At 65.0% G+C, this 25,074-nt stretch carries 24 protein-coding genes; 3 read left to right on the forward strand and 21 right to left on the reverse strand.

The window, feature by feature from the left end:
- The first annotated feature begins 166 nt into the window (after positions 1-166).
- Positions 167-1,156 (forward strand): LysR substrate-binding domain-containing protein, encoded by a 990-nt coding sequence (locus ABUE31_RS16915; protein WP_367724854.1) that lies wholly within the window; start codon positions 167-169, stop codon positions 1,154-1,156.
- Positions 1,157-1,183: 27 nt separating this feature from the next.
- Here the strand turns inward: ABUE31_RS16915 and ABUE31_RS16920 are convergent, their stop codons facing one another.
- The 12 genes from ABUE31_RS16920 to ABUE31_RS16975 all read right to left on the reverse strand — a co-directional run bounded on the left by ABUE31_RS16920 (position 1,184) and on the right by ABUE31_RS16975 (position 13,588).
- On the reverse strand, positions 1,184-3,553 hold the full coding sequence (locus ABUE31_RS16920) for a xanthine dehydrogenase family protein molybdopterin-binding subunit (RefSeq protein WP_367724855.1): 2,370 nt from the start codon (positions 3,551-3,553) through the stop codon (positions 1,184-1,186).
- Between the two features lie 3 nt (positions 3,554-3,556).
- Entirely contained in the window at positions 3,557-4,015 is a 459-nt protein-coding gene (locus tag ABUE31_RS16925) for a (2Fe-2S)-binding protein (protein ID WP_367724856.1), read from the reverse strand.
- Positions 4,016-4,030: 15 nt separating this feature from the next.
- Complete coding sequence (locus tag ABUE31_RS16930) at positions 4,031-4,894, reverse strand: FAD binding domain-containing protein (protein WP_367724857.1); 864 nt, start codon at positions 4,892-4,894, stop codon at positions 4,031-4,033.
- A gap of 66 nt (positions 4,895-4,960) precedes the next feature.
- On the reverse strand, positions 4,961-5,566 hold the full coding sequence (locus ABUE31_RS16935; RefSeq protein WP_367724858.1) for a biotin transporter BioY: 606 nt from the start codon (positions 5,564-5,566) through the stop codon (positions 4,961-4,963).
- A gap of 27 nt (positions 5,567-5,593) precedes the next feature.
- Positions 5,594-6,595 carry an ABC transporter permease gene (locus ABUE31_RS16940; RefSeq protein ID WP_367724859.1) on the reverse strand — a complete coding sequence of 334 codons (1,002 nt, stop codon included), beginning with the start codon at positions 6,593-6,595 and terminating at the stop codon, positions 5,594-5,596.
- 35 nt (positions 6,596-6,630) lie between these two features.
- Positions 6,631-8,142: a sugar ABC transporter ATP-binding protein gene (locus ABUE31_RS16945; protein WP_367724860.1), complete on the reverse strand. Its 1,512-nt coding sequence runs from the start codon at positions 8,140-8,142 to the stop codon at positions 6,631-6,633.
- A gap of 59 nt (positions 8,143-8,201) precedes the next feature.
- Complete coding sequence (gene torT, locus ABUE31_RS16950) at positions 8,202-9,272, reverse strand: TMAO reductase system periplasmic protein TorT (protein WP_367724862.1); 1,071 nt, start codon at positions 9,270-9,272, stop codon at positions 8,202-8,204.
- A 52-nt stretch (positions 9,273-9,324) separates the two neighbouring features.
- Complete coding sequence (locus ABUE31_RS16955) at positions 9,325-10,299, reverse strand: 5-oxoprolinase subunit C family protein (protein WP_367724863.1); 975 nt, start codon at positions 10,297-10,299, stop codon at positions 9,325-9,327.
- Positions 10,289-11,164, reverse strand: coding sequence for a 5-oxoprolinase subunit B family protein (locus ABUE31_RS16960; RefSeq protein ID WP_367724864.1), 876 nt, complete (start codon positions 11,162-11,164; stop codon positions 10,289-10,291). The genes ABUE31_RS16955 and ABUE31_RS16960 overlap by 11 nt, the downstream gene beginning before the upstream one ends.
- Positions 11,161-12,546 (reverse strand): acetyl-CoA carboxylase biotin carboxylase subunit, encoded by a 1,386-nt coding sequence (locus tag ABUE31_RS16965; RefSeq protein ID WP_367724865.1) that lies wholly within the window; start codon positions 12,544-12,546, stop codon positions 11,161-11,163. The genes ABUE31_RS16960 and ABUE31_RS16965 overlap by 4 nt, the downstream gene beginning before the upstream one ends.
- Complete coding sequence (locus ABUE31_RS16970; protein WP_367724866.1) at positions 12,543-12,785, reverse strand: acetyl-CoA carboxylase; 243 nt, start codon at positions 12,783-12,785, stop codon at positions 12,543-12,545. Before ABUE31_RS16970 ends, ABUE31_RS16965 begins: the two co-directional genes overlap by 4 nt.
- Entirely contained in the window at positions 12,782-13,588 is an 807-nt protein-coding gene (locus ABUE31_RS16975; protein WP_367724867.1) for a 5-oxoprolinase subunit PxpA, read from the reverse strand. Before ABUE31_RS16975 ends, ABUE31_RS16970 begins: the two co-directional genes overlap by 4 nt.
- A 722-nt stretch (positions 13,589-14,310) precedes the next feature.
- Between ABUE31_RS16975 and ABUE31_RS16980 the strand changes: the two genes are divergently transcribed.
- Positions 14,311-15,237, forward strand: a complete 927-nt coding sequence (locus ABUE31_RS16980) for a LysR family transcriptional regulator (RefSeq protein WP_367724868.1) — start codon at positions 14,311-14,313, stop codon at positions 15,235-15,237.
- Positions 15,238-15,403: 166 nt separating this feature from the next.
- Here the strand turns inward: ABUE31_RS16980 and hisN are convergent, their stop codons facing one another.
- Genes hisN through ABUE31_RS17010 form a run of 6 tightly spaced genes read right to left on the reverse strand, consistent with a single transcriptional unit; the run spans position 15,404 to position 21,092 of the window.
- Complete coding sequence (gene hisN / locus ABUE31_RS16985) at positions 15,404-16,186, reverse strand: histidinol-phosphatase (protein WP_367724869.1); 783 nt, start codon at positions 16,184-16,186, stop codon at positions 15,404-15,406.
- Positions 16,183-16,977 carry a DeoR/GlpR family DNA-binding transcription regulator gene (locus ABUE31_RS16990; RefSeq protein WP_367724870.1) on the reverse strand — a complete coding sequence of 265 codons (795 nt, stop codon included), beginning with the start codon at positions 16,975-16,977 and terminating at the stop codon, positions 16,183-16,185. Before ABUE31_RS16990 ends, hisN begins: the two co-directional genes overlap by 4 nt.
- Complete coding sequence (locus tag ABUE31_RS16995; protein ID WP_367724871.1) at positions 16,974-18,038, reverse strand: ABC transporter ATP-binding protein; 1,065 nt, start codon at positions 18,036-18,038, stop codon at positions 16,974-16,976. Before ABUE31_RS16995 ends, ABUE31_RS16990 begins: the two co-directional genes overlap by 4 nt.
- Before the next feature lie 16 nt (positions 18,039-18,054).
- The gene (locus tag ABUE31_RS17000; RefSeq protein WP_367724872.1) at positions 18,055-18,888 is read right to left on the reverse strand and encodes a carbohydrate ABC transporter permease; all 834 of its coding nucleotides are present in this window, start codon (positions 18,886-18,888) and stop codon (positions 18,055-18,057) included.
- Positions 18,888-19,790 (reverse strand): carbohydrate ABC transporter permease, encoded by a 903-nt coding sequence (locus tag ABUE31_RS17005; protein ID WP_367724873.1) that lies wholly within the window; start codon positions 19,788-19,790, stop codon positions 18,888-18,890. The genes ABUE31_RS17000 and ABUE31_RS17005 overlap by 1 nt, the downstream gene beginning before the upstream one ends.
- A 57-nt stretch (positions 19,791-19,847) precedes the next feature.
- Entirely contained in the window at positions 19,848-21,092 is a 1,245-nt protein-coding gene (locus ABUE31_RS17010; protein WP_367724874.1) for an ABC transporter substrate-binding protein, read from the reverse strand.
- A 401-nt stretch (positions 21,093-21,493) separates the two neighbouring features.
- Here ABUE31_RS17010 and ABUE31_RS17015 point away from each other — a divergent pair, with 401 nt between their 5' ends.
- Positions 21,494-22,267: a phosphodiesterase gene (locus ABUE31_RS17015; protein WP_367724875.1), complete on the forward strand. Its 774-nt coding sequence runs from the start codon at positions 21,494-21,496 to the stop codon at positions 22,265-22,267.
- A 63-nt stretch (positions 22,268-22,330) separates the two neighbouring features.
- Here ABUE31_RS17015 and guaA read toward each other — a convergent pair whose 3' ends face one another.
- Genes guaA through ABUE31_RS17030 form a run of 3 tightly spaced genes read right to left on the reverse strand, consistent with a single transcriptional unit; the run spans position 22,331 to position 25,059 of the window.
- A complete protein-coding gene (gene guaA, locus ABUE31_RS17020) occupies positions 22,331-23,905 on the reverse strand; it encodes a glutamine-hydrolyzing GMP synthase (protein WP_367724876.1) in 1,575 nt (524 codons plus the stop codon).
- A gap of 52 nt (positions 23,906-23,957) precedes the next feature.
- Entirely contained in the window at positions 23,958-24,593 is a 636-nt protein-coding gene (locus ABUE31_RS17025; RefSeq protein WP_367724877.1) for a 5'-methylthioadenosine/S-adenosylhomocysteine nucleosidase, read from the reverse strand.
- Positions 24,594-24,597: 4 nt separating this feature from the next.
- Positions 24,598-25,059, reverse strand: a complete 462-nt coding sequence (locus ABUE31_RS17030) for a PaaI family thioesterase (protein ID WP_367724878.1) — start codon at positions 25,057-25,059, stop codon at positions 24,598-24,600.
- Positions 25,060-25,074: the final 15 nt, after the last annotated feature.

The raw sequence follows: 25,074 nt of genomic DNA on the forward strand, positions 1-25,074 counted from the left end.
GCGTCTGTCGAACATGAGCCGCTGCCGGCGGCGGGGTACGCTGAGATGCGCGACCGGTTCGCTCCGGCAGAGGCAGCTGCCCGAATTGATATCAGAGCCGCAGGCCCTTCAGGTATGAGATGGATTATGGCACAGTGGTGCATCTGATGCACCACTAACCTGCCGAATGACGACCATCACCGACAAGAAGAGAGGCGGTGTCCGCTTCGACCCGGCACGGCCGCTTTCCGGGCGATTGCCGCCCCTGACGATGCTGCGCGCCTTCGAGGCGACGGCGCGCACGGGCAGCATGCGCAAGGCCGCCGACGACATCGGCGTCAGCCACACCGTCGTCAGCCGGCATGTGCGCAGCCTGGAAACCTGGATCGGCTGGAAGCTCTTGAGCGCCGGACCGCGAGGCGTGGACCTCACGCCGGAGGGCCGGTCGCTGTACACCGCGACCTCCGCCGCCTTCCAGTCGATCGCCAGCGTGGCGATGCAGCTTCGCGCCAAGGCAGGCGCCGACGAATTGCACATCTGGTGCTATCCGGGGCTCGCCACACGCTGGCTCATCCTGCGCCTGGACGAACTGAGAGAAGTAATCTCGTCCGGCGAGGTGCTGGTGCGGGCAACGGACCAGGTGCCGAACTTCGCGGAGGGCGACGCCGACGTGATGATCGGTTTCGGCGATTTCGCGCGCCTTCCGGACGGAGCGGTGCCACTTCTCCGGCCGCGCATGTTCCCGGTCGTCAGTCCTGCCTGGATCGTCAAGCACGGCATGCCCGAGACGATCGAGGACCTCACCCGCCTGCCGCTCATCCACGAGGAGTCCTACACGCAGTGGACGAGCTGGTTCCTGCAGGCCGGCGTGAAGCTCGACCGCTCGCTGAGCGGCCCCAGGCTTTGGGACGCCAATCTGGGCTTTGACGCTGCCCTGGCCGGACAGGGCGTCGCACTCACGACAAACCTGATGGTGGCAAACGAGATCGAGCGGGGTTCGCTGATCGAGCTGTTCAAGACTGACATCCGCGTGGGCGGGTACTATCTGCTCGCGCCGAGGAGCGTGGAGGACGAACGCGTGAACCGCCTGAAGGAATGGATCATGGGCTCGCTCGCCAGGCATGAAGAGTCGACGAACCCGGCACAGGAACCTGCGGATCGCCGGACGGAGTCCTGAACAAGCCCCACAGCCCTATCGAGCACGTCAGCGGGCGGGCGGGGTCATCAGGACGTTGTCCCACCAGTCCTCGGCGATATGGGGCAGTTCGAGCGCCGGTTCGTGTCCCGTCATGTAGCCGAGGATGCGCGGAGGGGTCATCGGCGTCTGCTGGACGCGGCAGCCGGTGGCGTTGCGGATGGCGCAGGCCAGCGCCGCCGGCGGATTGAGGATCGGCACCTCGCCCGCGCCCTTCACGCCAAGCGGCCCGATCGAAGGCGCGCCTTCGTAGAGCTCGATCTCGATCGGCAACGTGTCGAGCGCCAGCGGCACCCGATAGGTCTCAAGGCTGTTCTGACGGATGCAGCCGTCATCGCCGATCGTGTGCTCCTCGTGCAGCGCATAGCCGATGCCCTGCGTGACGCCGCCCTGGATCTGCCCGTGGATCGCGCGCGGGTTCAGCGCCCGGCCGACATCCTGCACGACGCGGTAGCTCAATATGTCGACATGGCCGGTGTCGGGGTCGACCGCTACCTCGCAGTCGTGGACGTTGAAGACGGGGATGTCGATCGCGTCGATAAAGTGCCCCGCCGCGCAGCCTGGCATCGCCGCGGTGCCCGGATTGGTGAAGGAGCCGCTGCCGACCACCGGGCCGGACACCTGATGCGCACGCTGCACCACCTGGGCGATGGTCATTCCCGAACCGGGAACGCCGGCGATCTCGACGCGGCCCTCCTTCAGAACCAGCTTCTCGGGCTTCGTCTGCAGCAGTTCGCCGGCCGTCTCCAGGATCCGGTCGCGCACGACCCTGGCGGCCGCCTTGCTGGCCGCGCCGACCGACACGGTGGTACGGCCGCCGCCGACGCCGAGATCGAAGCCGGCGGCGTCGGTGTCGGCGCCGCGCACGATAACCTTGTCCGGATGGATGCCGAGTTCGTGCGCCACGATCTGCGGCAGGGCCTGGACCGTCGTGCCCTGGCCGATTTCGACAGCGGCCGTGATTAGGGTGGCGCTGCCGTCGGCATTCAGATTGATCGTCGCCGTCGACGGGCCGACGAAGACGAACCATGTCCCGACCACTGTGGCGCGACCGTAGAGACGGTCGCCGGCCTCGTCCTTCTTCGACGGAGACCTGGCGCGCATCGCCTCCATTCGGTCCAGCATCGGGCCGAGCACGTCGCCCTCGAAGACCTGTCCCGTCGCGCCGATGTCCCCGTCGCCGAGCACCTGCCGCCGCCTGAACTCCAGCGGGTCCATGCCGATCGCCTGACAGATCTCGTCCGTGTGGCATTCCATCGCGAACGTGTTGTAGACGCCGTTGCAGGCGCGGAACGCCCCATTCGGCGCGGTGTTGGTGTAGACAGCCCGGCTGACGAGCTTGACGGAGCCAAGCCTGTAGTTGCCCGTCAGCGTGTGCGCCGTCATCGTGGTGAGGAATATCTGTTCGCCGCCGTAGGCGCCGCAGTCCATCAGCACGACCGCTTCGCGCCCGACGATCTCGCCGTCCCCGGTGACGGCGGAGCGCATCTTGATGTCGGCGTTTTCGCGACACAGGCAGGTCAGCATCTCCTCCTGGCGCGAGTAGACCAGCCGGACCGGCCGGCCGGACTTGCGGGCGAGAATCGCGGCATAGGGTTCCAGCGTGCAGTCGAACTTCTGGCCGAACCCGCCGCCGACCGGCGGCACCGTCACCTGCACCATGGACGGCGCGACGCCGAGCAGCTTTGCCGTCTGGTTGCGCACCGTCCACGGCACCTGCGTCGATGTCTCGATGCGATAGCGGCCGTCCTCGAAGGCGGCGACGACCGCCCTTCCCTCCAGCGAGACATGGTTCTGCCGGCCAACCCGGAAGCAGCTCTCCACGATGGTGACGTCGTCGCGCGCGAAGGCCGCGTCCGTGTCGCCGCGGATGACGGTGGCCTCCCACGCGACGTTGCCGCCGCGCGCCGCGCCTTCGACGAGGATCTCGTAGTCCTTCCAGCCCGGGTGGACGAGCGGCGCGCCCGGCGCCAGCGCCTCTTCCATGGTCAGCACCGCGGGCAGCGGCTCGAGTTCGAGTTCGATCGCGGCGGCCGCCGCCTCCGCCTGCTCGAGTGTGTCGGCGGCCACCGCCGCGATCTGCTCGCCGTGGAAGCGGATCACGCCCGAAGCGAAGAGAGGGTGGTCGGCGATGCCGATGCCGTGCATGCCGGGCGCGTCGTCGATGGTGGCGATGGCGCGCACGCCGGGCATCTGCCGCGCCCGCGTCGTGTCGAGCCGGACGATCCGCGCCGACGCGACGTCGGCACGCCTGATCGCCGCGTGCAGCATGCGCGGGTAGGCCCGGTCCACCGTGTAGTTGGTGCGGCCGAGCAGCTTGTCGCGCGCATCCCGCCGCGAAAGGTTCATCCGGACCGTGGAGGGATCAGCGTCAACCATGGATCAACTCGACTTCGCCAGCGCCACTGCGGCATCGATCAGGCGCTCGTAGCCGGTGCACCTGCATATATTGCCCACCAGCGCCGCCCGGATCTCGTCCTTGTCCGCGTGCGGACACTCCTTGAAGAAGCTGGTGAGGGCCATCAGGATCCCCGGAAAACACATGCCGCACTGAACGACGTCGTGTTCCTCCATGATGCGCTGGAGCGGCGAAAGCTCGCCGTCGTCGGCGAGCGACTCCACCGTTCGAACCTCCGCGTTCGGAATGCTGCCCACCGGGACCAGGCACGACACGACAGGGCGACCATCGACAAGGACCGTGCAGGCGCCGCAGATACCTTCCCGGCAGACGTTCTTCGCGCCGGTCAGCTGGAATTCCTCGCGCAGCACGTCGATCAGTGGCGTCATCGGCGCCCGCATAGACACCTTCTGCTCGCCGTTGACTGTCAGGAATGTCGGCATCTCAAAAACCCGTCGTCATCGCGGCGACGCCAGCACCGCTTCCACGGCGCGCCTCACCAAAGCCGGAAGCACCTGGACGCGGTACCACGCAGGCGCTTCGACGCTGTCGCGCCCGGCAAAGTCGCCGCTGCGTTCTCGCGCCAGTTCCTGCGCGCTTGCCGGGTCCAGCCGCGCGCCGAGCAACGCGCGTTCCAGCCCGGGCCAGCGGCGCGCCGACGCTTCCACCGAGCCGACCGCCAGGCGGATGTCGTCGACCTTGCCGTGCCCGTCCATCGACGCGGCGGCGCTGACGATCGCGACGGGATAGTCGCCAGCCTTGCGAAGCGGCAGGCGCGCATGGCCTGTCGTCAGGGGCCTTCGCGGGATCACCACGCGGGACACCAGGATGCCCGGCTCGACGGCCCGGCGACGCAGCAGGAACCGCTCGAGCGAAACGCGTTCCGTGCCGCCCGGCGACCGCAACTCGACGGCCGCCTCGAGGCTGAGCAAGGCCGGGGTAAGGTCGGACGCCGGGAACTCCCAGGCCGCGAGGTTGCCGCCGATCGTCGCCATCTGCCGCACGGCGGGATTTGCCGCCTTTGCCGCCGCCGTCACCAGGCCGCGGCACTGAGGCACGTCCGACAGGGCTGCGACGAGGCCGACATGCGTGACGCCGGCTCCGATGCGGATCTCATCGTCATCCAGGTCGACGGCCTGCAGCGCGGCGATGCGACCCAGGCCGACATAGGCGCTACGCCGCGCTTCGCCGCGGATCGGCGCGCGCATGATCCACGTGCCTCCGGCGAGCGGCGCGCCGTCCGGGCCGAATTCGGCCAGCGCAGCGACGGCATCGTCGACCGCCTCGGGCATGACGAGTGTGATGGCGCTAGTGGCGGGCAACCCGACGTCCTCCCTGGATCATCACGCGGCCGCCATCCATCGTTTCTCGCGCCGCATCCCGGGGTGCTAGAGACCGGAGCCCGACGGCTGCGCGCCCAGCAGTTTCCAGGCAAGCGGCAAGGCGCAGGCGGCAAGGGCGAGCTTGGCGAGGTCGCCGTAGAGGAACGGGTAGAGGCCGAGCTGAAGCACTGGCTTGTCCCAACCGATCACGGCGCCGAGCCAGGTGACGCCGAACGCATAGATGACGACGTTGCCGGCGATCATCGCCAGCGCCGTCCTGACGACGCTCCGGTCCCAGCCGCGTTCGGCAAGCCAGCCGCACAGAGCCGCCGCCGGCAGCATGCCGAGGAGGTAGCCGCCGGTCGGCCCCATCATGTAGGCGAGGCCGAGGCCCTTTTCCGGGGTGCCGGCAAAGACGGGAAGCCCCATCGCGCCCTGTGCCAGGTAGAGAGCCACCGTTGCGGCGGCCAGGCGCCAGCCGAACGCCATGCCCATCGCCAGGACGACGAACGTCTGCATGGTGATCGGTACGGGATAGAACGGCACCTGCACCTTGGCGGATACCCACAGCGCCAGCGATCCTGCAATCGCCAGCGAGATGTTCCGAAGCCGGGCATTGCCGCCGCCGGCCAGTCTGTCTGTGATCGTCGGATGGGTGACCATTGCGGACATGTGAGACTCCTGCGTCTGAGGTTGTTGCTACGCGCGGCCGACCAGCATGCGGTAGCGGAACTGGTCGAGGATCACGGCGAGGATGAGAAGCCCGCCGAGCAGCACCATCTGCAGATACGAACCGATCTGCGCGATGTTCATGCCGTTCTGGACAAGGACGATGAAGAATGCGCCGAGCACGACGCTTTCGACACGGCCGACGCCGCCCCTGAGCGAAACGCCGGCGATGACGCATGCCGCGATCGATTCCAGGGCGACCGAACCGCCGAGATTGGTCTCTCCGGACTCCACGCGGGCCGTCAGCAGAAGACCGGCAAGCGAGGCCAGGAGGGCGCAGATCACATAGGCGAGAAACAGCACGCGCTTGGTGTTGACGCCCGACAGGTGCGCCGCCTTGGGATTGCCGCCGACCGCGTAGATATGCGAGCCCAGACGCGTGCGGTTGATCAGGATCCAGATGGCGATGATCGCCAGGATGGCGACGATCACCGGGACCGGCATGCCGAAGACCCGCCCGAAGCCGAAGAAGTTGCCGAACTCGTAGGGTAGTTTCGAGACCGGGACGCCGCCCGTGAGGAAGAGGGCCAGACCGGCGCCCACCGACTGCACGCCGAGCGTCATGATGAAGGGCGACACGCCGAACTGAGCGACGCCGATCCCGTTCAGACAGCCGATCGCGAAGGCGGCGCCGAAACCGGCAAGGCATCCGAGCGAGATCGCGATCCAGACATGATCGGGCATCATCGCCGCCAGCGCCACCATCGCCATCGCGCTGACCACGGAGGTGAGCGCGATCGCGGTGCCGACCGCGAGATCGAAGCCCCCGGTAATCAGGACGATCATCTGCCCCAGGGAGACGAGGATCAGGTAGACGGACTGCCGCGCCACGTTGGTCAGGTTCTGCACCGACACGAAATTCCCGGAGACCAGCGAGAAGATGACGAGCGCCGCAACCAGAAAGAAGGGCAGCACGCCAACCTTCAGGAAGACCGTTTTCACGGCATCGCCCGGCGAGAAGCGCTGTGACATTGCGGGGGTCCCCTTTACGATATCGGGTGAACGCATCAGGCAGGCATCCTTGTGTCACTGAAGAAGTGGCCGAGCACGGCCTCTTCGGTGATGCCGTCTCCTTCGAGTTCGGCCGAGATCCGGCCGTTGGAGAAGACCAGCAAACGGTGGGAGAGGTGCATGACCTCGGGCAGGTCCGACGAAATGACCACGATCGCCTTGCCCGCCTGCGCCAGATCCCGGATCAGCAGGTAGAGCTGGCTGCGCGTTCCCATGTCGACGCCGACCGTGGGCTCGTCGAAAATGTAGACCTGACGGTCCTCGCCAAAACCCTTGCCGAACAGAACCTTCTGCTGGTTGCCGCCCGACAGCGTCGCCACGGCCTTGGAGAAGGCGTGCGGCGCCAGATCGACGCGTTCGGCGATGGCGTCCGCTTCGATCCGGGTTTTCGCTGGAGAATGCAGGCCGAGAGGCCCGCCAAGGTCGCGCCTGTCGAGCAGGCCGAGGCGGATGTTGTCGCGGGCCGATGCGGTCAGCACCAGGCCCTCGGACTTGCGATCCGGCGGAAGATAGAAGACGCCTTCGCGCAGCAGTTGCCGGGTCGGCCTGCCGGTGACGTCCTTGCCGTTCAAAGAGACCTTGCCGGCCTTCAGCGGCTGCAGACCGAGGATGCTGCGCCAGACGCGCGACTTGCCGGAGCCGACCAGTCCGGCGACGCCCAGCACCTCGCCTGCGCGCACGTCGATGTCGACTCCCCTGACGCCGGCGGCTTGGATGCCGCGCAGCGACAGCACCGTATGGTTGTCGGGCCGCCGCTCGATGTGGGGGTAGACCTGATCGATCGAGCGTCCGGTCATCAACTCGACCAGCGCCTTCTCCGAAATGTCTTTGGCGTTAACCGTGCCGATCAGCCGGCCGTCGCGCAGCACGGTGATCTGGTCGGCGATTTCCTGGAATTCCTGGATGCGGTGGGAAATGTAGATGATGCCGACACCGCCCTCGCGGGCGCGCCGCATGAAGGCGAAGAGCTTCTGCGTTTCCTTCTCGGTCAGCGACGCGGTGGGCTCGTCGAGGATGAGCACCTTGGCCTTCGCATGCAGCGCCTTCGCGATCTCGACCATCTGCTGCTGCGCGCGCGACAGGCGCGCCACAGGCGCGCGGATGTCGACCTCGAAGCCCAGTTCGCGAAACAGCTGTTCGGTGTTGCGCTCCATCGCCTTGCGGTCGACGAAGAGGCCGCGCTTCGGCTCCTTGCCGAGGTAGACGTTCTCGAAAACGCTCAGCGTCGGAACCAGCGAGAATTCCTGGAAGACCGTGCCGATGCCCGCACGCCGCGCATCCTGCACCGAGCGGAACTCGACATCGCGGCCGTCGATCTTCATCGTCCCGCTCGTCGGCGCATAGACGCCGGAGAGGATCGAGATCAGCGTCGACTTGCCCGCGCCGTTCTCGCCGAACAGCACATGCACTTCGCCGCGATTGAGCCGGAAATCGACGCCGGACAGAGCCTTGACGCCGGGGAACTCCTTGGTGATCCCCTTCATTTCGACCAGAGGAGCTTCGCTCATGTGTCTCTCCCGCCTGCGGCGGTCCCGCGCTGTTCGCGCGGGACCGCCGTCGGTTCTTCCTAGTTTACGCTGAAGACCGGCTTGTAGTCGTCGGGAGGCAGGATGTTGGTCTGCGGAACGGAATCCACGTTGTCCTTGTCGACCACGAAGATCTTGGGGCCGACATGCTTGATGACTTCCTGGCCCTCGAGGAGCCGGGTGGCCTGGTCGATCGCGATGCGACCCTGGATGACCATCGAGTCCGCCGGCGAGGCGGCGATGAAGCCGCGCTTGATGCCTTCGTACACGCCCGGCGTGATGTAGAAGGAGAGCAGGTCCACCTTGCCCTCGAGCCCGCGCTCGCGGATCACGCCCTGGGCGGCTTCCGCCGTAACCGCCGTGCCGGCGATGTAGCGAATGCCCGGGTTGGCCTGAAGTTCGTCCTCGACGAGCTTCAGCTGAACTTCCTTGCCGGTGTCGCCGTACTTGGCCGGCAGGACCTTGACGGCGGTGTCCTTGACGGCGTCGAGGAAGCCCTTGTTGGCGGCCTCGACCCAGCCGGCGCCGGCCGGTCCCGGGAACCAGCCGACGAGCACTTCTTCGCCGCCGGCCGGATGCTTCTTGGCCAGGTATTCACCGGCGGAGTGTCCCATCGTGTAGAAGGAGACGAGCGACTTGGCCGAGACTTCCGGCGACGAGATGCCGTTGATCACGTCGATAACCGGAATGTTCTTGGCGCGGACTTCCTTCACCAGGTTGTTCAGGCCGTCGAAGGAAATGGCGCCGATCACGACGGCCTCCGCGCCATTGGCGACGCAGTCCTCGATCTGCGAAATCTGCTTGGCGAGTTCGGTGTAGCCGCCGGCCTCGACGAGGTTCATCTTGACCCCGAGGCGCTGGGCTTCCTCGGCCACGCCGTAGCCGACGCCGAGCCAGTAGGCGTCCTTCATGTGCGGGAAGGAGACGCAGATGTTCCAGGCCTTGGACGCCTTTTCCAGCGGAACGTAGGACACGTCCACCGACTTGCCGTCCTCGGCGAAGGGCGGCTCGATCTTGGCGGCGTCATACGGATACCAGTCCGCCGCGAAGGCCTGGGAGAATGTGGCCGCCGAGACGGCCGAGGCAAGCAATAGTCCGGTTAGCTTCTTCATTGCAGTTCCCCTGTTTGTGCCGCCGGGCTTGGTGGCGGCGGTTCGCCCGTATTCAGTTCAGTGCGCTGCGTATCTGTTCGAGCAGGCCGGCGCGTTCCCGGCGCGCCGCGAGCGCTTCCTCCATCGTGACCTTGACGAAACGTGTCGGCGTGTTGGGCTGCATCTGCCCGATCAGATCCATGTCGGCGGAGATCACTGTTCCGATCATGAAGTAGCCGCCGCCCGAGACCGCATCCCGGTGCAGGATGATGGGCTCGGTTCCGCCCGGCACCTGGATCGACCCGTACGGATAGCAGCTGTCGACGATGTTCGAAGGATCGGAGCCTGCGCCGAACGGCTGCTCACGCTCGACGAAGCCGAGCGGGCGACCGCCGCGGAAGCGGTAGCCCATGCGGTCGGCTTCCGGGGCGACCTTCCAGTCGTCCTCGAAGAAGCTTGCCTGCGATGCTTCGTTGATGCGGTGCCAGTAGAGGCCCGGCAGAACCCGGAGGGTCGCCGACCTGCCGGGTCCTCGCCGCAGCGGCTCGGGCAGGCTGCGATGCACGTGCGCCGCCACCGCGGGGGAACCGATCGGAAGCTCGTCGTCGGCGCGTAGCGCGCGACCGTTCAGACCGCCCAGCGCGCCGATCACGTAGGTTGACCGGCTGCCGAGCGCGAGCGGCACGTCGATGCCGCCGGCAAAGGCGATGTAGATGCGCGCGCCCGTCTTCAGAAAGCCGAAGGAGAGCGTCTGTCCCGCCCGAACGGCGATCGAGGTCCAGCCGGGCTGCTCCTCGCCGTCGATCTTGATCGGCATGTCGCCGCCGGTGACGGCGATGACGGTATCGGATGTGAACTGGATTTCCGGACCGACGAACACCGCTTCCAGGCCGGCCGCGTCTTCCGGATTGCCGACGAGCAGGTTGGCCGCGCGCAGCGCCAGGCGGTCCATCGCGCCGCCGAGCGGAATGCCGAGGTGGAAGTAGCCCGGACGCCCAAGGTCCTGAACGGTCGTGGCGAGACCGGGTTTGACAATCCTAGCGCCCATGGATCGCACCCTCCAGCTTGGCGTTGTAGCCGTCGACGTCAGCGCGGAACTGCGTCAGGTCGAACGTCACCTCGCTCATCGCGGGGGCAAAGCGACCGGCATCCACATCCGCGACCGTCTGGTCGTACTCTTCGCGACCGACGGACTTGAACTTCACGATGTCGCCCGGACGGAAAAGCACCATGAAATCCCTGAGGTAGCTGACCTTCTGCTCCGGGTCGTAGATCGGAACGGGCGTGATGCCGAACATCTGGTAGCCGCCGGCGCCGCGGACGGAGTAGATCGCCGTGAAGCAACCGCCATAGCCGACCGTCAGCTTCGGCGTGTCGGTGCGCGGGCGCAGGTACTTCGGCACCTGCAACTGCCGCGGCCTGTCGACCATCTGGTACATGAAGGGCAGACCGGCGACGAAGCCTACCATGGAGACGAACCACGGCGCGCCCGAATGCGCGGCGATGAAATCGTCGACGGTCGCGAAGTTGTTGATGCGCGCCGCATACTCCAGATCGGTCGCCTTGGGATCCTGATGGCGCTCGCGAAACCGCATCAGCGTCTCATGCGTCCAAGGGTCCTGGTAGTAGACGGGGATTTCGATGATGCGCGTCTTGATCACCGGCTCGGCCTTCTCGGCCTGCGCCTCGATGGCCTGCACCTCGCGCAGAATGTCGTCGGGCCTGATCACGTCGGGATTGAACTTGATCTGGAACGACGCGTTGGCCGGGCAGATCTCGGTGACGCCGCGAATGCCGCTGTCGCGCACCGCATTGGTCATCGAAAGGCTCTTGAAGAAGGCCTCCAGCGACATGCTCTCGTCGCACTCGACGAACAGATGCTCGTCGCCTCCGAAACTGTAGCGATTTTTCATAACCCCACCGCCTTCCCGCCGCCGTTGCCGGCGAACTCCGTTTGCAGCCAACCCTCGAGGAACCGGGTGTTCACGTCACCGGCAACCACGCCGGGATCGATCGAAAGCGCGCGATGCAGGGGAACCGTGGTCGGAATGCCCCTGATGTCGAGCGACGCCAGCGCCTTGGACAGCCGCAGCAGGCACTGCTCGCGGGTGTCGCCGTGGACGATCAGCTTGCCGATGAGCGAATCATAGAACGGCGGCACCGTGTAGCCGTCGAACGCCAAGGTATCGAAGCGGACATGCTCGCCCGCGGGAACGGCGAGCGACTCGATCTTGCCGGGCCAGGGCTGGAAATCCTTGAAGGGATCCTCGGCATTGATGCGGCATTCGATGGCATGGCCGGCGATCGACACGTCGTCCTGCCGGATCGCCAGCTTCGCGCCGCCGGCGATCTTCAGCATCTCCTGCACGAGGTCGATGCCGGTGATCATCTCGGTGACCGGATGCTCGACCTGGATGCGCGTGTTGACCTCGATGAAGTAGAAGTTGCGCGTCGCGTCGTCGTAGAGGTATTCGACCGTGCCGGCGCCGCTGTAGCGGACCGAGCGGACCAGGTCGACGGCGCTGGCGCACAGACGCTCGCGCACCTCCTGCGGCAGGTGGAACGCCGGCGCTTCCTCCCAGACCTTCTGGCGACGTCTCTGCAGCGAGCATTCGCGCTCGAAGCAATGGATGAAGTTCTCGCCGTCGCCGAGGATCTGCACCTCGATGTGACGGGCCGCCGAGATGACCTTCTCGATGTAGAGGCCGCCGTCGCCGAAGGCAGCCGCGGCTTCGGCCGACGCCTGGACGAACTGGCTCTCGAACTCGGATGCGTTCTGGATGATGCGGATGCCGCGTCCGCCACCGCCGGCCGCCGCCTTGATCATCACCGGGAAGCCGATCCCGTCGGCGATGACCGCCGCTGCCGCTGCATCGGCGACGCGGCCATCGCTGCCCGGAACGGTCGGCACGCCGGCTTTCCGGGCGGCCTCGCGCGCCGCCACCTTGTCGCCGAGCAGACGGATGGCGTCGCCGGAAGGGCCGACGAAGCGCATGCCTGCGGCGACCACCGCGTCGGCGAAGTCGCCGTTCTCGGCCAGGAATCCGTAGCCGGGATGGACCGCGTCGGCCTGAGCGGCCTTCGCCGCTTCGAGGATAGCCTCGATGTTGAGGTAGGACTTCTTCGCCGCAGCCGGCCCGATCAGCACCGCCTCGTCGGCCAGCCGCACGGCCAGCGAATCCGCATCCGCGGCGCTGTACACCTGGATGGTGCGCAGGCCCAGCGCCTTTGCGGCGCGGTTGATGCGGACGGCGATCTCGCCGCGATTGGCGATCAGGACCGAGCGTATGGTCATTCGTCGACCTCCGCTATGAGATCGCCGGCCATGATCGCGTCTTCGCTGTCGACGACGAAGCGGATGTTCTTCCCGGAAACGCCGGCCCTGACCTCGTGGAACGACTTCATGACCTCGATCAGACCCACGACATCGTCGGGGCCGACCGCATCGCCATCATTCTTGAAGGCGGGGCTGTCGGGCGACGGCTTGCGATAGAAGATGCCCGGAAGCGGCGACCTGATTTCCTGCTTGCTCATATAGCCCTCCTCGAAACGGTTTCGGCCCGACGTACGATCTCGGATACCGGCGCGATGCGTACACCGCTCGCGATCAGAGCATCGCGAATGGCGACTGCCATTTCGACGCACCCCGGCGTGTCGGAATGGAAACAGATGGATTCGAACTCGATGTCGATGTCCGCGCCGTCGACAGTCCGGACCTTGCCCTCGCGGCACGCGCGGACCACCTTCTCGGCGACGCGTGCCGGGTCCGTGCGGCCGACCTGCCTAGCGAAGACGATCGAGCCGCTCGCGTCGTAGTCCCGGTCCGCATAGAACTCGCGAACCACCGGCTGCCCCATCTCGACGGCGATCTGGTAGGTCAGCGATTGTCCCATGCAGAAGATGTAGGCGTCCGGCGCCGCACGGCGCATGAAGTCGACGAAGCCGCGCGACAGATCGGCGCTGACCGCGATCTCCATGTAGAGCGCTCCGTGCGGCTTTACGTGCTGCAGGTTGGTGCCGTGCTTGCGGGCGAACTCGCGCAGCGCCCCGACCTGATAGATGACGTCGTTGACGATTTCCTCGGCGCTGCCCGCGATCTTGCGGCGGCCGAACCCCTGCAGGTCCCGGTAGCCGGGATGCGCGCCGACGCCGACGCCGTGCTGCATCGCAAGCTTCACCGTCCGGTCCATGAGGGAAGGATCGCCGGCATGAAAGCCGGTCGCGATGTTGGCGGAGCTGATCAGCCCCATGATGCTGACATCGTCGGCGTCGGCGATGCTCCAGCGCCCGAAGCCCTCGCCCATATCGCAATTGAGATCGACTGCAGACAGTTGCATGAACTGTCATCCTCCCGTCCGGCGGCGCTTGGGCGCCACGAATTCCCCAATTGGAGGGAACGTTAGTGACAGCTGCCGGGCTTGAAAAATTCTATTATCCGAAATGCGATTTCAAAAAATCAGATAGCCTAGCGGACGAGGTCCGGGTTGGCGTCGGTTGCGGCGCCATCTGCCAGTTGCGCGCGCCGCGGCGTCGGCGGAACGTGAATGCCGCAATGCCCATGAAACGCGGCGCCGGGCTTCAACCGTCGCTGCGCAGTCCCCGCATGGCGGCTGGTCAAGGCATACTCGGTCGCTGAAACGCCCTTAACGGGTCGAACCGGGGCTGCGCGACATGACTACCGCACGAGTGGACGAACGACGTGGACGCCAGGGGCAGCGCCGTTCTCGAAAGGCAAGCAGGCGCTGCCCATCCCAGAGCGGAATCGGTCCGATCAACTGCAGGGATGTTGTGAAAAGACAGGATTGCATGGTCATTTTTTTCGATTGCCCACATCCACAATCAACGACCGTATCACTATCGGGTGCAAAATCCGCGTTTTGCAGGTGGTCACTTCCGGTGGATCGCCAATCAACTCGGCGAGCGGATAGTTCGGCCGAAAATTGTCTTAATCCAGCATTTGATACTTGCATGAAACTGCCGGCATTCATGCCAAAGCCAGGTATCTGTAAATTCGATTTTTAGCCTGTTCACTATCGAAATTTTCGTATTTGATCGCGGCATGGCCATCAGTTTCAAGCAAATCCGCTATTTCGTGTCGACCGCCGAGAGCGGACAGGTGTCGCAGGCGGCCGTGGCGCTGTCGATTTCGCAGTCGGCGATCACAACGGCGATCAAGGATCTCGAAGTCGAGCTCGGCGCCACGCTTTTCACGCGCTCGCCGCAAGGCATGGAACTGACGGCTGCCGGGCGCGCGCTGCTGTTCCATGCCTATGAGGTCCTGGCCAAGGTCGACGAGATGACGGCGATCAATCTGCCCGGCAGCAACCTCGAAGGCGTGCTGCGGGTGGCGGCGTCCTACACGGTCATCGGATATTATCTGCCGCATCATCTCGGGCGCCTGCAGCGCAGCTTTCCCAACCTCGAGATCCAGCTGTTCGAACTGACCCGCGAGGCGATCGAGGAAGGGCTGCTGGAAAACCGCTACGATCTCGCCGTCATCCTGACCGCCAACACCAACAACCCCTATCTGTCCAAGGAGACGCATCTGTCATCGAAGCGGCGGCTGTGGGTGCCGGCTCGGCATCGGCTGCTGTCTCTCCCCTCGGTTGGCCTCAAGGAGATCGCCGAGGAGCCGTACATCATGCTGACGGTCGACGAGGCGGCCCACACATCGCTGAAATACTGGAGCAACACCCCGTACCGGCCGTCGGTGCGCCTTCGCACATCGTCCGTCGAGGCGACGCGATCGCTGGTCGCCAACGGCCAGGGCGTCGCCATCCTCTCGGACATGGTGCACCGGCCGTGGTCGCTCGAAGGGCGCCGTATCGAGACGATCGACATCGCCGATCCGGTCCCGGCCATGGACCTGGGCGTCGCCTGGAACCCGACCGTCGCCTTCACCCCTGCGATGAATGCCTTCCGCGACTATTTCAGGGAGGCCCACCACATCCCGATCGGACGCCAGCGCGATCACGCCGCCGAGTAGGCGGTCACGGCTCCTGTATCGGAGTCGTTGACTCCCTATTGCGCACGCGATGCGGCCGCAATTCCGCGCCCTTCCTCTCGCGGCATCTATCGGTGCAAGTATTGGCGGTGCACTGCCGGCACAGCACCAAGAAGCCGGGAACACAAACCGCTCATCGAGGACGTGTTCAGGCAACGGCCATGGCGATGCGGTCCAGCGCGGCGCGATGAAGCTCCGGCGTGGCCGCCGCGAGCACCTGTCCACTGGAATGCAACGTGAGTTCCCGGCCTTCCCAGTCGGTAATCACGCCGCCCGCCGCCTTCACCACCGGAACGACCGGCAGATAGTCGTAGGGCTGAAGCTCGGCCTCGATGATCAGGTCGACATGGCCCGAAGCCAGCAGCCCATAGCTGTAGCAGTCGCCGCCGAAGCGACGCGCCATGCACGCCTTGCTGAGCGCCTCGAAGGTGCGTGTCTCCTCTTGGGAGAACTGGTCGGGCGATGTGGCAAAGAGGATCGTGTTTTCCAGCCTTTGCTGTCCGGAGGTCCTGCAACGATGGCCGTTGTGGGACGTATCCCCCCCGACATGGCCCACCCAAGTCTCCTTGAGGGCCGGCATGTCGATCACGCCGAGAACCGGCTTTCCGCCGTCCAGAAGCGCGATCAGCGTGCCGAAGAGCGGCACGCCGGAGATGAAGCTCTTGGTACCGTCTATGGGATCGATCACCCAGACGTAACGGGCATCCAGCCCGGCCGCGCCATGCTCCTCCCCGAACACGCCGTGATCGGGCAGATGCTGAGCCAGCACCTCCTTCATTGCCCTCTCCACAGCACGATCGGCGAGGGTCACGGGGCTGTGGTCGGCCTTGCGTTCGACTTCGAGACGGGTGCGAAAATGCTTGAGAGCGAGAGCCCGCGCAGCGCGCAGCATCTCCATCGCAACGCTTTCGAAACGGTCGGGACTGTTCATGCCGCGCCTTTTTCGGACAACGGTTCAACAAGCAGCAGGTGCCCATGGTCGATCTGCGACAGCACGTTTCCGGGCGCACCGTCCGTCACAAGCACGTCCACGCTCGACCAGTCGCAGACATGGATAAGCCCCGACTTGCCGAACTTGCTGGAATCCATCAGCACCATGGTCTGGTCCGCCAATGGGATCATCGCGCGCTTGAACTCGGCTTCGAACAAGTCGAAGTCCTGGCAACCCCGGTCCGAGCCAGCCACCATCGACGTGACGAAGTAGCTCGGCGTGAACTGGGTCATGAATTCTATCACGCCGCGCCCCGTCAGCGTCCGGTCGTGGCAGCGCAACTCGCCGCCCGGGAGAATAATGCGGTGACGGCTGTTGGATGACAGGATCTGCGCGATCTCGAGCGAGATGGTCACGATGGTCATCGACTCGCGATTGACGAGTTCGCGGGCGAGGAAGCATGCCGTGGTGCTGTTGTCGAGCAGGACGGTCGCGCCCTCCCGGATGAACTTGGCCGCACGGGCGGCGATCGCTGTCTTGGCGACGGGCGCTTCCCGCAGGCGGCGATCGAACGACGGCTCGGTGCGCGGCAGCGGCAAGCGCACCCCCCCGTGGAACTTCTCGACTATGCCCTCGGCCGACAGCGCCTTCACGTCGCGCCGGATGGTCTCATCCGACACATCGAAGAGGTCCGCGAGTTCGACGATTGCCGCCTGGCCGCGCATTTCGAGCGCGGCAAGGATCTGCTGCTGACGCAACGTCGGTGCCATGTCCCCCTCCCGAAGGGTCAACCGCCAACTGCAATGGCGCGGCCGGTCTCGGCATGAAACAGCCTTGCACGGGACAGATCAAATGTCAGGCCTACATCGGTTCCGGGCGAAGGAGCGTCGGCGACCGAACTCTTCACCGTGAGCCTATCGTCGCCCAGAGACACCTCCACCAGCGCCTCCGCGCCGATCAGCTCGGTTCGTTCCACCTTGCCGCGGGCCATTCCCTCGTCCCCGAGACGAACTTCTTCGGGGCGTATTCCGAACAGGACGCCGGCCGGGAGGCCCTCGCCCATAGCCAGGCCGGAGACAAACGATGCGTGCCTGATCTGGCCCCCCGCATCCGTCTTGCACGGTATCAGCGCCATCTCGGGGGACCCGATGAAGGTTGCGACGAACGTGTTCGATGGATGCATGTAGATATCCATCGGCGCGCCGACCTGCTGCAGGTGCCCTTTTGACATCATCGCCACGCGGGTTCCGAGCGTCATCGCCTCGATCTGGTCGTGCGTGACATAGATGACGGTCAGCGCCAGCTCCTGGTGCAGGCGCTTCAGTTCGCCACGCATGCGGTTGCGCAGCTTCGCGTCGAGGTTGGACAGGGGTTCGTCGAACAGGAACACCTTGGGCTTGCGCACAAGCGCGCGGCCGATGGCGACGCGCTGGCGCTCGCCGCCGGACAGTTCCTTCGGCCTGCGGTCGAGCAGATCGGTGATGTGGAGGATTTCCGCCGCTTCACGGATGCGGGTGTCGATTTCCGCCTTGGAGAGTCTGCTCGTCCTCAGGAGGCCGAAAGCCATGTTCTTGTATGCCGTCATGTGCGGATACAAGGCATAGGACTGGAAGACCATCGCGATGTCGCGCTTCTGCGGCAGCGCGTCGGTGACGTCCTTTCCATCGATGGTGAGGACGCCGGAAGTGATGTCCTCCAGGCCGGCGATCATGCGCAGGGTCGTCGACTTGCCACAGCCGGAAGGCCCGACAAGCACCATGAATTCCCGGTCCTCGATGGTCAGGTCGATGTCGTGAACGGTCGGGCGTCCGGCATAGGACTTGTTGATTTTGGAGAGGTTTACGGTAGCCATTGTTATCTCCCAGACATCACTTGACGCCGGTGTGCATGAAACTGTCGATGAAACGGCGCTGGAAGATGATGAACATCAACAGCAGCGGTGACACCACGATCGTCGTGCCTGCCATCAGGCGTGTCCAATCGGCGCCGCTGTCCGCCTTCGCGAGCAGGCCGAGACCGATCGGAAGAGTGCGGACAGAGTCCGAATTGGTCACCAGCAGCGGCCACATGTAGTCGTTCCAGTGGGTCACTACCGAAATGATGCCGAAGGCGATCAGTGTCGGCTGGACCAGCGGGAGACAGACGTACCAGAGCGTGGCCAGATGGCCGCATCCGTCGAGACGGGCGGCATCGGAGAGTTCGGAAGGTATCTGCCGGAAGCTCTGGCGCAGCATGAACGTGCCGTAGCCCGACGCCACGAACGGCACGACGAGCGCAGGGAGCGTGTTGATCATTCCCATCTCGCGCAACGTGACGAAGTTTGCGAGGAAGGTCGAATAGATCGGGAACATCACCTGGAGCAGGAACAGGCCAAACAGGAAGTTCTTGAACCGGAATTCCAGGCGGGCGAAGGCGTATGCGGCCAGCGTGATGGTGACCAGCTGGCATATCAGGATCGATCCCGTCGTCAGGATCGAGTTGATCAGGTAGGTGCCGAAGGGTGCCACGGACAGCGTGGCGGGATAGTTCGTGAAGACAAGGACCTCCGGCAGCAGCCCGGCAGCAGGATCGAAAACCTCCGTGCGCGTCTTCAGCGAGGTCAGGACGATCCAGATCATCGGACTCATCCACAGGACCGCAAGCGGCAGCATGACAAAATGCAGCCAGCCGCCTCGTGCGCGTCTCGACAGCCTGTGCAGCATCAGCGCTCTCCCAGATAGTGGACGCGACGCCCAAGGGTCACCGCGATCAGCCCGATGAGAGCCAGCACGCTCAGGAGCAGCGTATTGGCCAGCGTCGAGGCATAGCCGATATCCTGGTACTGGAAGCCGGTCTGGTAGATGTAGAAGGTGAGGACATTCGTCGCGTCGGCGGGGCCGCCCTGCGTCATGACATAGACGTAGTCGAAGATCTGGTAGCTGTGGAGCAGACCGATGATCACAACGAAATAAAGCGTCGGCGAGATCAGCGGCACGGTGATGTGTATCAGCTGATCCCAACCGCTCACGCCGTCCAGCCGCGCGGCCTCGTACAGATCCGACGGAACGAGCTTGAGCGCCGCCAGCAGGATCAGCATGAAGTAGCCGGAATATTTCCAGAGGCTCATCAGCATGATCGCAGGAAGAGCAAGGCCGCTCTTGTTCAGCCAGTCGATCTGCGGCAGACCGAGAGCCGCGAGCGCCTCGTTGATCGGACCGTAGCCGGGCGCATAGAGGAACACCCACACCATGCCGGCCGCGACTGACGGGATCATCACCGGGTAGAAGAAGGCCGACCGGTATATCGCCATGCCGCGCAGCTTGCTGTCGAGGGCAACGGCGAGAAGCAGCGCGATGGCAATCGCCACGGGCACCGTAATCAGCGTATAGAACGCGGTATTTCCAAGCGTCTTCCAGAACAGCCCGTCGCTGAGGAGACGTTGATAGTTCTCGGCGCCCAGAAAGAACATTCTCGGGTCCCCCAGCAGCACGTCATGCAGGCTGAACCAGAACGACCGGAGAATCGGCCAGTAGGTGAACGCGGCAAGAAACAGAAGCGATGGCGCAAGCAGGAAGTAGGCCAGCACCGCCTCGTTTCGCCGCGCTTTTTCAACATTTCGCGACATCGGCTATTGCTTTCGAAAGAGAGGGGCGCGGGCGTGAAGGCCCGCGCCTAGACGGCGTCAGCCGCGGCGACGCAGGACGCGCTCGATCTCGCGGTTGATTTCCGCGTTGGCACCGTTGAGCGCGTCGGCGGGCGCGATTTCGCCCGCCATCGTGCGATCAAGGGCACTCTTCAGAAGATCGCGGGCGCGGGAGTAGGCAGGTACCTGCATGAACGCACCTGAATACTCAGCCTGGTCGAACGCTGTCCTGGCCTCGGGCACCTTCTCGAGGTAGGCCTTCATGGAGTCGGTCTCCCACGACGACTTGCGCACCGCGAGATAGCCGGTCGCCTTGCCCCACTCCGCCTGGACGTCGGTGCTGGTCATCCAGCGCGCAAAGGTCCACGCCGCCTCCTTCTGGGCATCCGACTGCTTCTTGGCGATCATGATGGGGCCGCCGCCCTGCGCCGCGCCCCAGGTCTTGCGCTTGGGCATGAATGCGACGCCGACCTTGAAGGGCGACGAAGTCCGCATGTTCGTCAAAGAGCCGGTGGAGTGGTAGAGCATCGCCGTGGTGCCGGCCATGAAGTCGTTGGCCGAACCCTGCCAGGTCGAGGCTGGCGCCATTGCGCCGGCATCGACCATCTTCTTCCAATGCTCGAGCGCCTCGATCGCCTCGGGGCGGTCGAAAAGAACCTTGTCCTTCTCCCAGGGGAGCAGGCCGTTCTGTCGGCAGAAGGCCTCGAACATCCAGTCGTGCCAGCCGCCGCCAATGATCAGACCCCAGCGCTTGACCTCGTTGCCTTCGCGTACGACCAGCGCCTTCGCTGCTTCCAGGAGTTCGTCCCAGTCCTCGGGCGCCTTCGCGATGCCGGCAGCCTCGAAAGCGTCCTTGTTGTAGTAGAGGACCGGCGTGGAGGGCTGGAACGACAGGCCGTACAGGCGACCGTCCGAAACGGCCGTGTTCAGGAAGCCCGGTATGAAATCGTCGTAGATGTCGTCGGACTTGGCGACATCCGTCAGATCCTCGAGCGCATCGAGGCCGAGGAAGGTCTGAAGCGACGAGTTGATCGGCAGCCACATCGACGGCGGGTCGCCCACGCCGAGCGAGGTGATGACCTTCTGCTCGGTGTTTTCGTAGCTGCCGGCGTAGACGGCCTCGACCTCGATCGCATCGTGCTTGGAATTGAAGTCGGCGATCATGTTCGTCACGATCGTGTTGATGTCTCCCGAAACACCGACCGGGTACATGAACTGGAGCTTGACCGGGCCACTTGCCCGCCCCGCGGTTATGATGCCCGGCATCATGCTCACGAAGGGCATGGCCAGCCCCGCCCCCAGCAATCGACGTCGCGAAATCTTAGGCTTTGTGGCTTTCATAGGAATTCTCCCATTTATGTGGAAATCTTGACGGTAGGCGCAGAAAAACCTCGGAAACCAACACAGAAGCGGCGGAATGTTCTTTTTTGGTGTTCCTCAATTCTCGACAAGCTCAAGGTTTTCCCTGATATTTCGCCGGACTGAGCCGCCTTCCTGCCCGTTGCCCCTCCAGAAGGTAGTGAGGAAGATGCTGGAATGAATATCTATAATCAACATATTCCACACAAAAATTATGACGCTGCGGAAGGATGTGTCAAGCGTTTCATACGATCTTGGCCGAATCGACGTTGACGATATGGCGTTGATTGTCGATCCTGACGTGATATCAACATGGAAATCCACGCATGCTCATCACTCAGATCACTGATTCCCATGTGTTGCTGGGAAGCCGGATTGCCGCTCGCTTCGACACGGCTGCCGCCTTCGAGCGGCTGCTGGAGAGCCTTCGCCGGCAGGAGACAAAGCCCGATCTGATCCTGTTCTCCGGTGATCTCGGAGAGGACGCCACTCCGCAGGAATACGCCTTCGTCGGCGCCGGCCTGCGCGGTCTCGAAATCCCGGTCCTCGCGGTGCCCGGGAATCACGATGCCCGCGAACCGCTTTGGGAGGCGCTGCCCGACATGCTCGGGCGGACCGATGCAGGGCACCTTTGCGTTGCCCGCGACATTGGCCCGCTCGTTGTCGTGGGACTGGATACCATCGTGCCCAGCGCCGCCCATGGCGAAATCTGCCCCGCGCGCCTCGCATGGCTGCGGGAAACGCTGAAGTCCCACGCGGGTCGCGACGTCCTGATCTTCCAGCATCATCCACCGATCGATACGGGTCTCGACCACCTCGATTCGATGGGAATCCTGTCGGGCAGGGAGGAGTTCGCAGGCCTGGTGGCCGAACACGGGAGGGTCGCCGCCATTCTTTGCGGCCATGTCCACAGGTCGGTTCACGGAACCTGCGGCGGCGCACCCGTACGGGTCAGCCCGTCGGCCTCGCATCAATTCGCCTTCGACCTGCGCAAGGGCGAGCCCTACCGATTCTCGGACGAACCGGCGCAGTTCTCGATGCACCTCTGGCACGAGGGCAGAGGCCTCGTAAGCCACGTCGTCCCGGTCGTCACCGGCTGAAACACCGCACCCAACGGGCGCGCGACTCTCGACCGGAAGCGATAGACCGCGAACGGCCCAAAATCATTCCCACTCGATGGTGCCCGGCGGCTTGCTGGTCACGTCGTAGACGACACGGTTGATGCCGCGCACCTCGTTGATGATGCGGGTCGCGGTGCGGCCGAGGAAATTCATGTCGTAGGGATAGAAGTCGGCCGTCATGCCGTCGACCGAGGTGACGGCGCGCAGCGCGCAGACGAAATCGTAGGTGCGGTAGTCGCCCATCACGCCGACCGTCTGCACCGGAAGCAGCACCGCGAAGGCCTGCCAGATCGTGTCGTAGAGGCCGGCCTTGCGGATCTCGTCGAGATAGATCGCGTCGGCCTTGCGCAGGATGTCGAGCTTTTCGCGGGTCACCGCGCCGGGGCAGCGGATGGCAAGGCCCGGCCCCGGGAAGGGGTGGCGGCCGATGAAGCTGTCGGGCAGGCCGAGTTCGCGGCCGAGCGCGCGCACCTCGTCCTTGAACAGTTCGCGCAGCGGTTCGACAAGCTGCATGTTCATGCGCTCGGGCAGGCCGCCGACATTGTGGTGGCTCTTGATCGTGACCGAAGGGCCGCCGGAGAACGACACGCTTTCGATGACGTCCGGATAGAGGGTGCCCTGCGCCAGGAACTTCGGCGCGCCCTTACCGTCGGCGGCGATCTTGGCGGCTTCCGCCTCGAACACCTCGATGAACAGGCGGCCGATCGTCTTGCGCTTCACCTCCGGGTCGGAAACGCCGGCGAGTTCGGTCAGGAACAGGTCGGAAGCGTCCACGTGGACCAGCGGGATGTTGTAGTGGTCGCGGAACATCTTCACGACCTCGTCCGCCTCGTTCAGGCGCATCAGGCCGTGGTCGACGAAGATGCAGGTCAGCTGGTCGCCGATCGCCTCGTGGATCAGCACCGCCGCCACCGAGGAATCGACGCCGCCGGAGAGGCCGCAGATGACCCGCTCGCTGCCGACCTGCTCGCGGATCTTGCGGATCATCTCGGCGCGGTAGGCCGACATCGTCCAGTCCGACTTCAGCCCGACGATCCTGTGTACGAAGTTCGACAGCAGCCTGGCGCCGTCGGGCGTATGCACCACCTCGGGATGGAACATCGTCGAATAGTATCGGCGGCCCTCGTCAGCGGCGATGGCGAACGGCGCGTTCTCCGACGTCGCGATGACCTGGAAACCCTGGGGCAGTTCTGTCACGCGGTCGCCGTGGCTCATCCAGACGGGATAGCGCTGGCCGACTTCCCAGAAGCCCTCGAAGAGCGGGCTCGACGCCTTGATCTCGACGTCGGCGCGGCCGAATTCGGCGGCATGTCCGCCCTCGACGGTGCCGCCGAGCTGGGCGGCCAGGGTCTGCTGGCCGTAGCAGATGCCGAGGATCGGAACGCCGGAATCGAACACCGCCTGCGGCGCGCGGGGGCTGCCTTCGGCTGTGACCGAGGCCGGGCCGCCGGAAAAGATCACGCCCTTCGGCTTCAGCCTCGCGAAGGCTTCAGCCGCGTGCTGGAAGGGATGGATCTCGCAATAGACGCCGGCTTCGCGGATGCGCCGGGCGATCAGCTGCGTAACCTGGCTGCCGAAATCGATGATGAGGATGGTGTCGTGCGCGTCGTGCTGCATGGCGGGCGTTTAAAGAAAAGTGTGAGTCGGCGCAATGGGTTGGCGCGGTCCTTCACAGCGCCACGGCGCCCTCGGCGATCGCCGCCTCGAGCGTCTTCACGGCGGCGGCAAGCTTCTCGTCGATGACGTGGAGGTACTCCGTCCAGTCGCCGACATGGCTCAGGTCCGCCGCCCCGTCGGAAATGCCGCGCAGGGCCACCAGCGGCACCTCGAACTTCTGGCAGGCGCGCAGCACCGCAAAAGTCTCCATGTCGACCATGTCGGCGTCGACCGTATCGTAGGCGGCGCCGCTGACGATGTTGGCCCCCGTCGAGAGCGTCGCCTCGGCAATGCCGGGGACGCGCAGGGGAAGCGGCACCACCGCCGGTAGGTCGAGAAACGGCGTCGCGCCCTTGGCGAAGCCGAGCGCCGAGGCGTCCATGTCGCGGTAGGAGACGGCCGTCGCCTGGTAGACGCCGGTCTGCTCCAGCGTTCGGCTGCCGGCCGATCCCAGCGAAACGACAAGGTCCGGCAGGCCCGGCCCCGCCGCCCGACCGGCCAGCGCCGCGGCAAGTTCGACGCCGGCCTCGACCGGGCCGACGCCGGTCATCAGCGGCTTGAACAGCGCTTTCAGGTGCTTTCCGTATTCCGCGTCGGCCGCCATGACAAACAGGACGTCGCGTCCGGCGAACCGTGTTGCCTCGACCATCGGATCAGCCCTCGATGCCTTCGCGCCCGGTGACCGCCATCATGGTCCCGGTCATGGTCGCGATCAACTTGGCTTCGTCGTCCGCGCCGATCGCGTAGGCCTGCCCATCGGCGACCACGATGGTGCGCCCGGGCTTGGTGACCGAGCCCCGGAACAGGAAGCGCACGCCCCTGCCCGGCGCCAGCAGGTTGACCTTGAACTCGATGGTCAGCACCGACGCATCGTCTGGAATGGTCGAAAGCGCGGCATAGCCGCAGGCGGAATCGAGCGCCGTCGATATGACGCCGGCATGCAGGAAGCCGTGCTGCTGCGTCAGCTTCTCGGAAAACGGCATCTCGATCTCGATGATGCCGGGCGTCACCAGCGTCAGCTCGGCGCCGATCGTGGCCATGGCGTTCTGGCGTGCGAAGGACGCGCGCACGCGCTCCTCGTAGTTCGGGTCGGGTATGATCTTCGCTGCCGCCATGGGGTCCGGCCTTTC

It is taken from the genome of Mesorhizobium marinum, assembly GCF_040813675.1.
GTDB classification, from domain to species: Bacteria; Pseudomonadota; Alphaproteobacteria; order Rhizobiales; family Rhizobiaceae; genus Mesorhizobium_K; species Mesorhizobium_K marinum.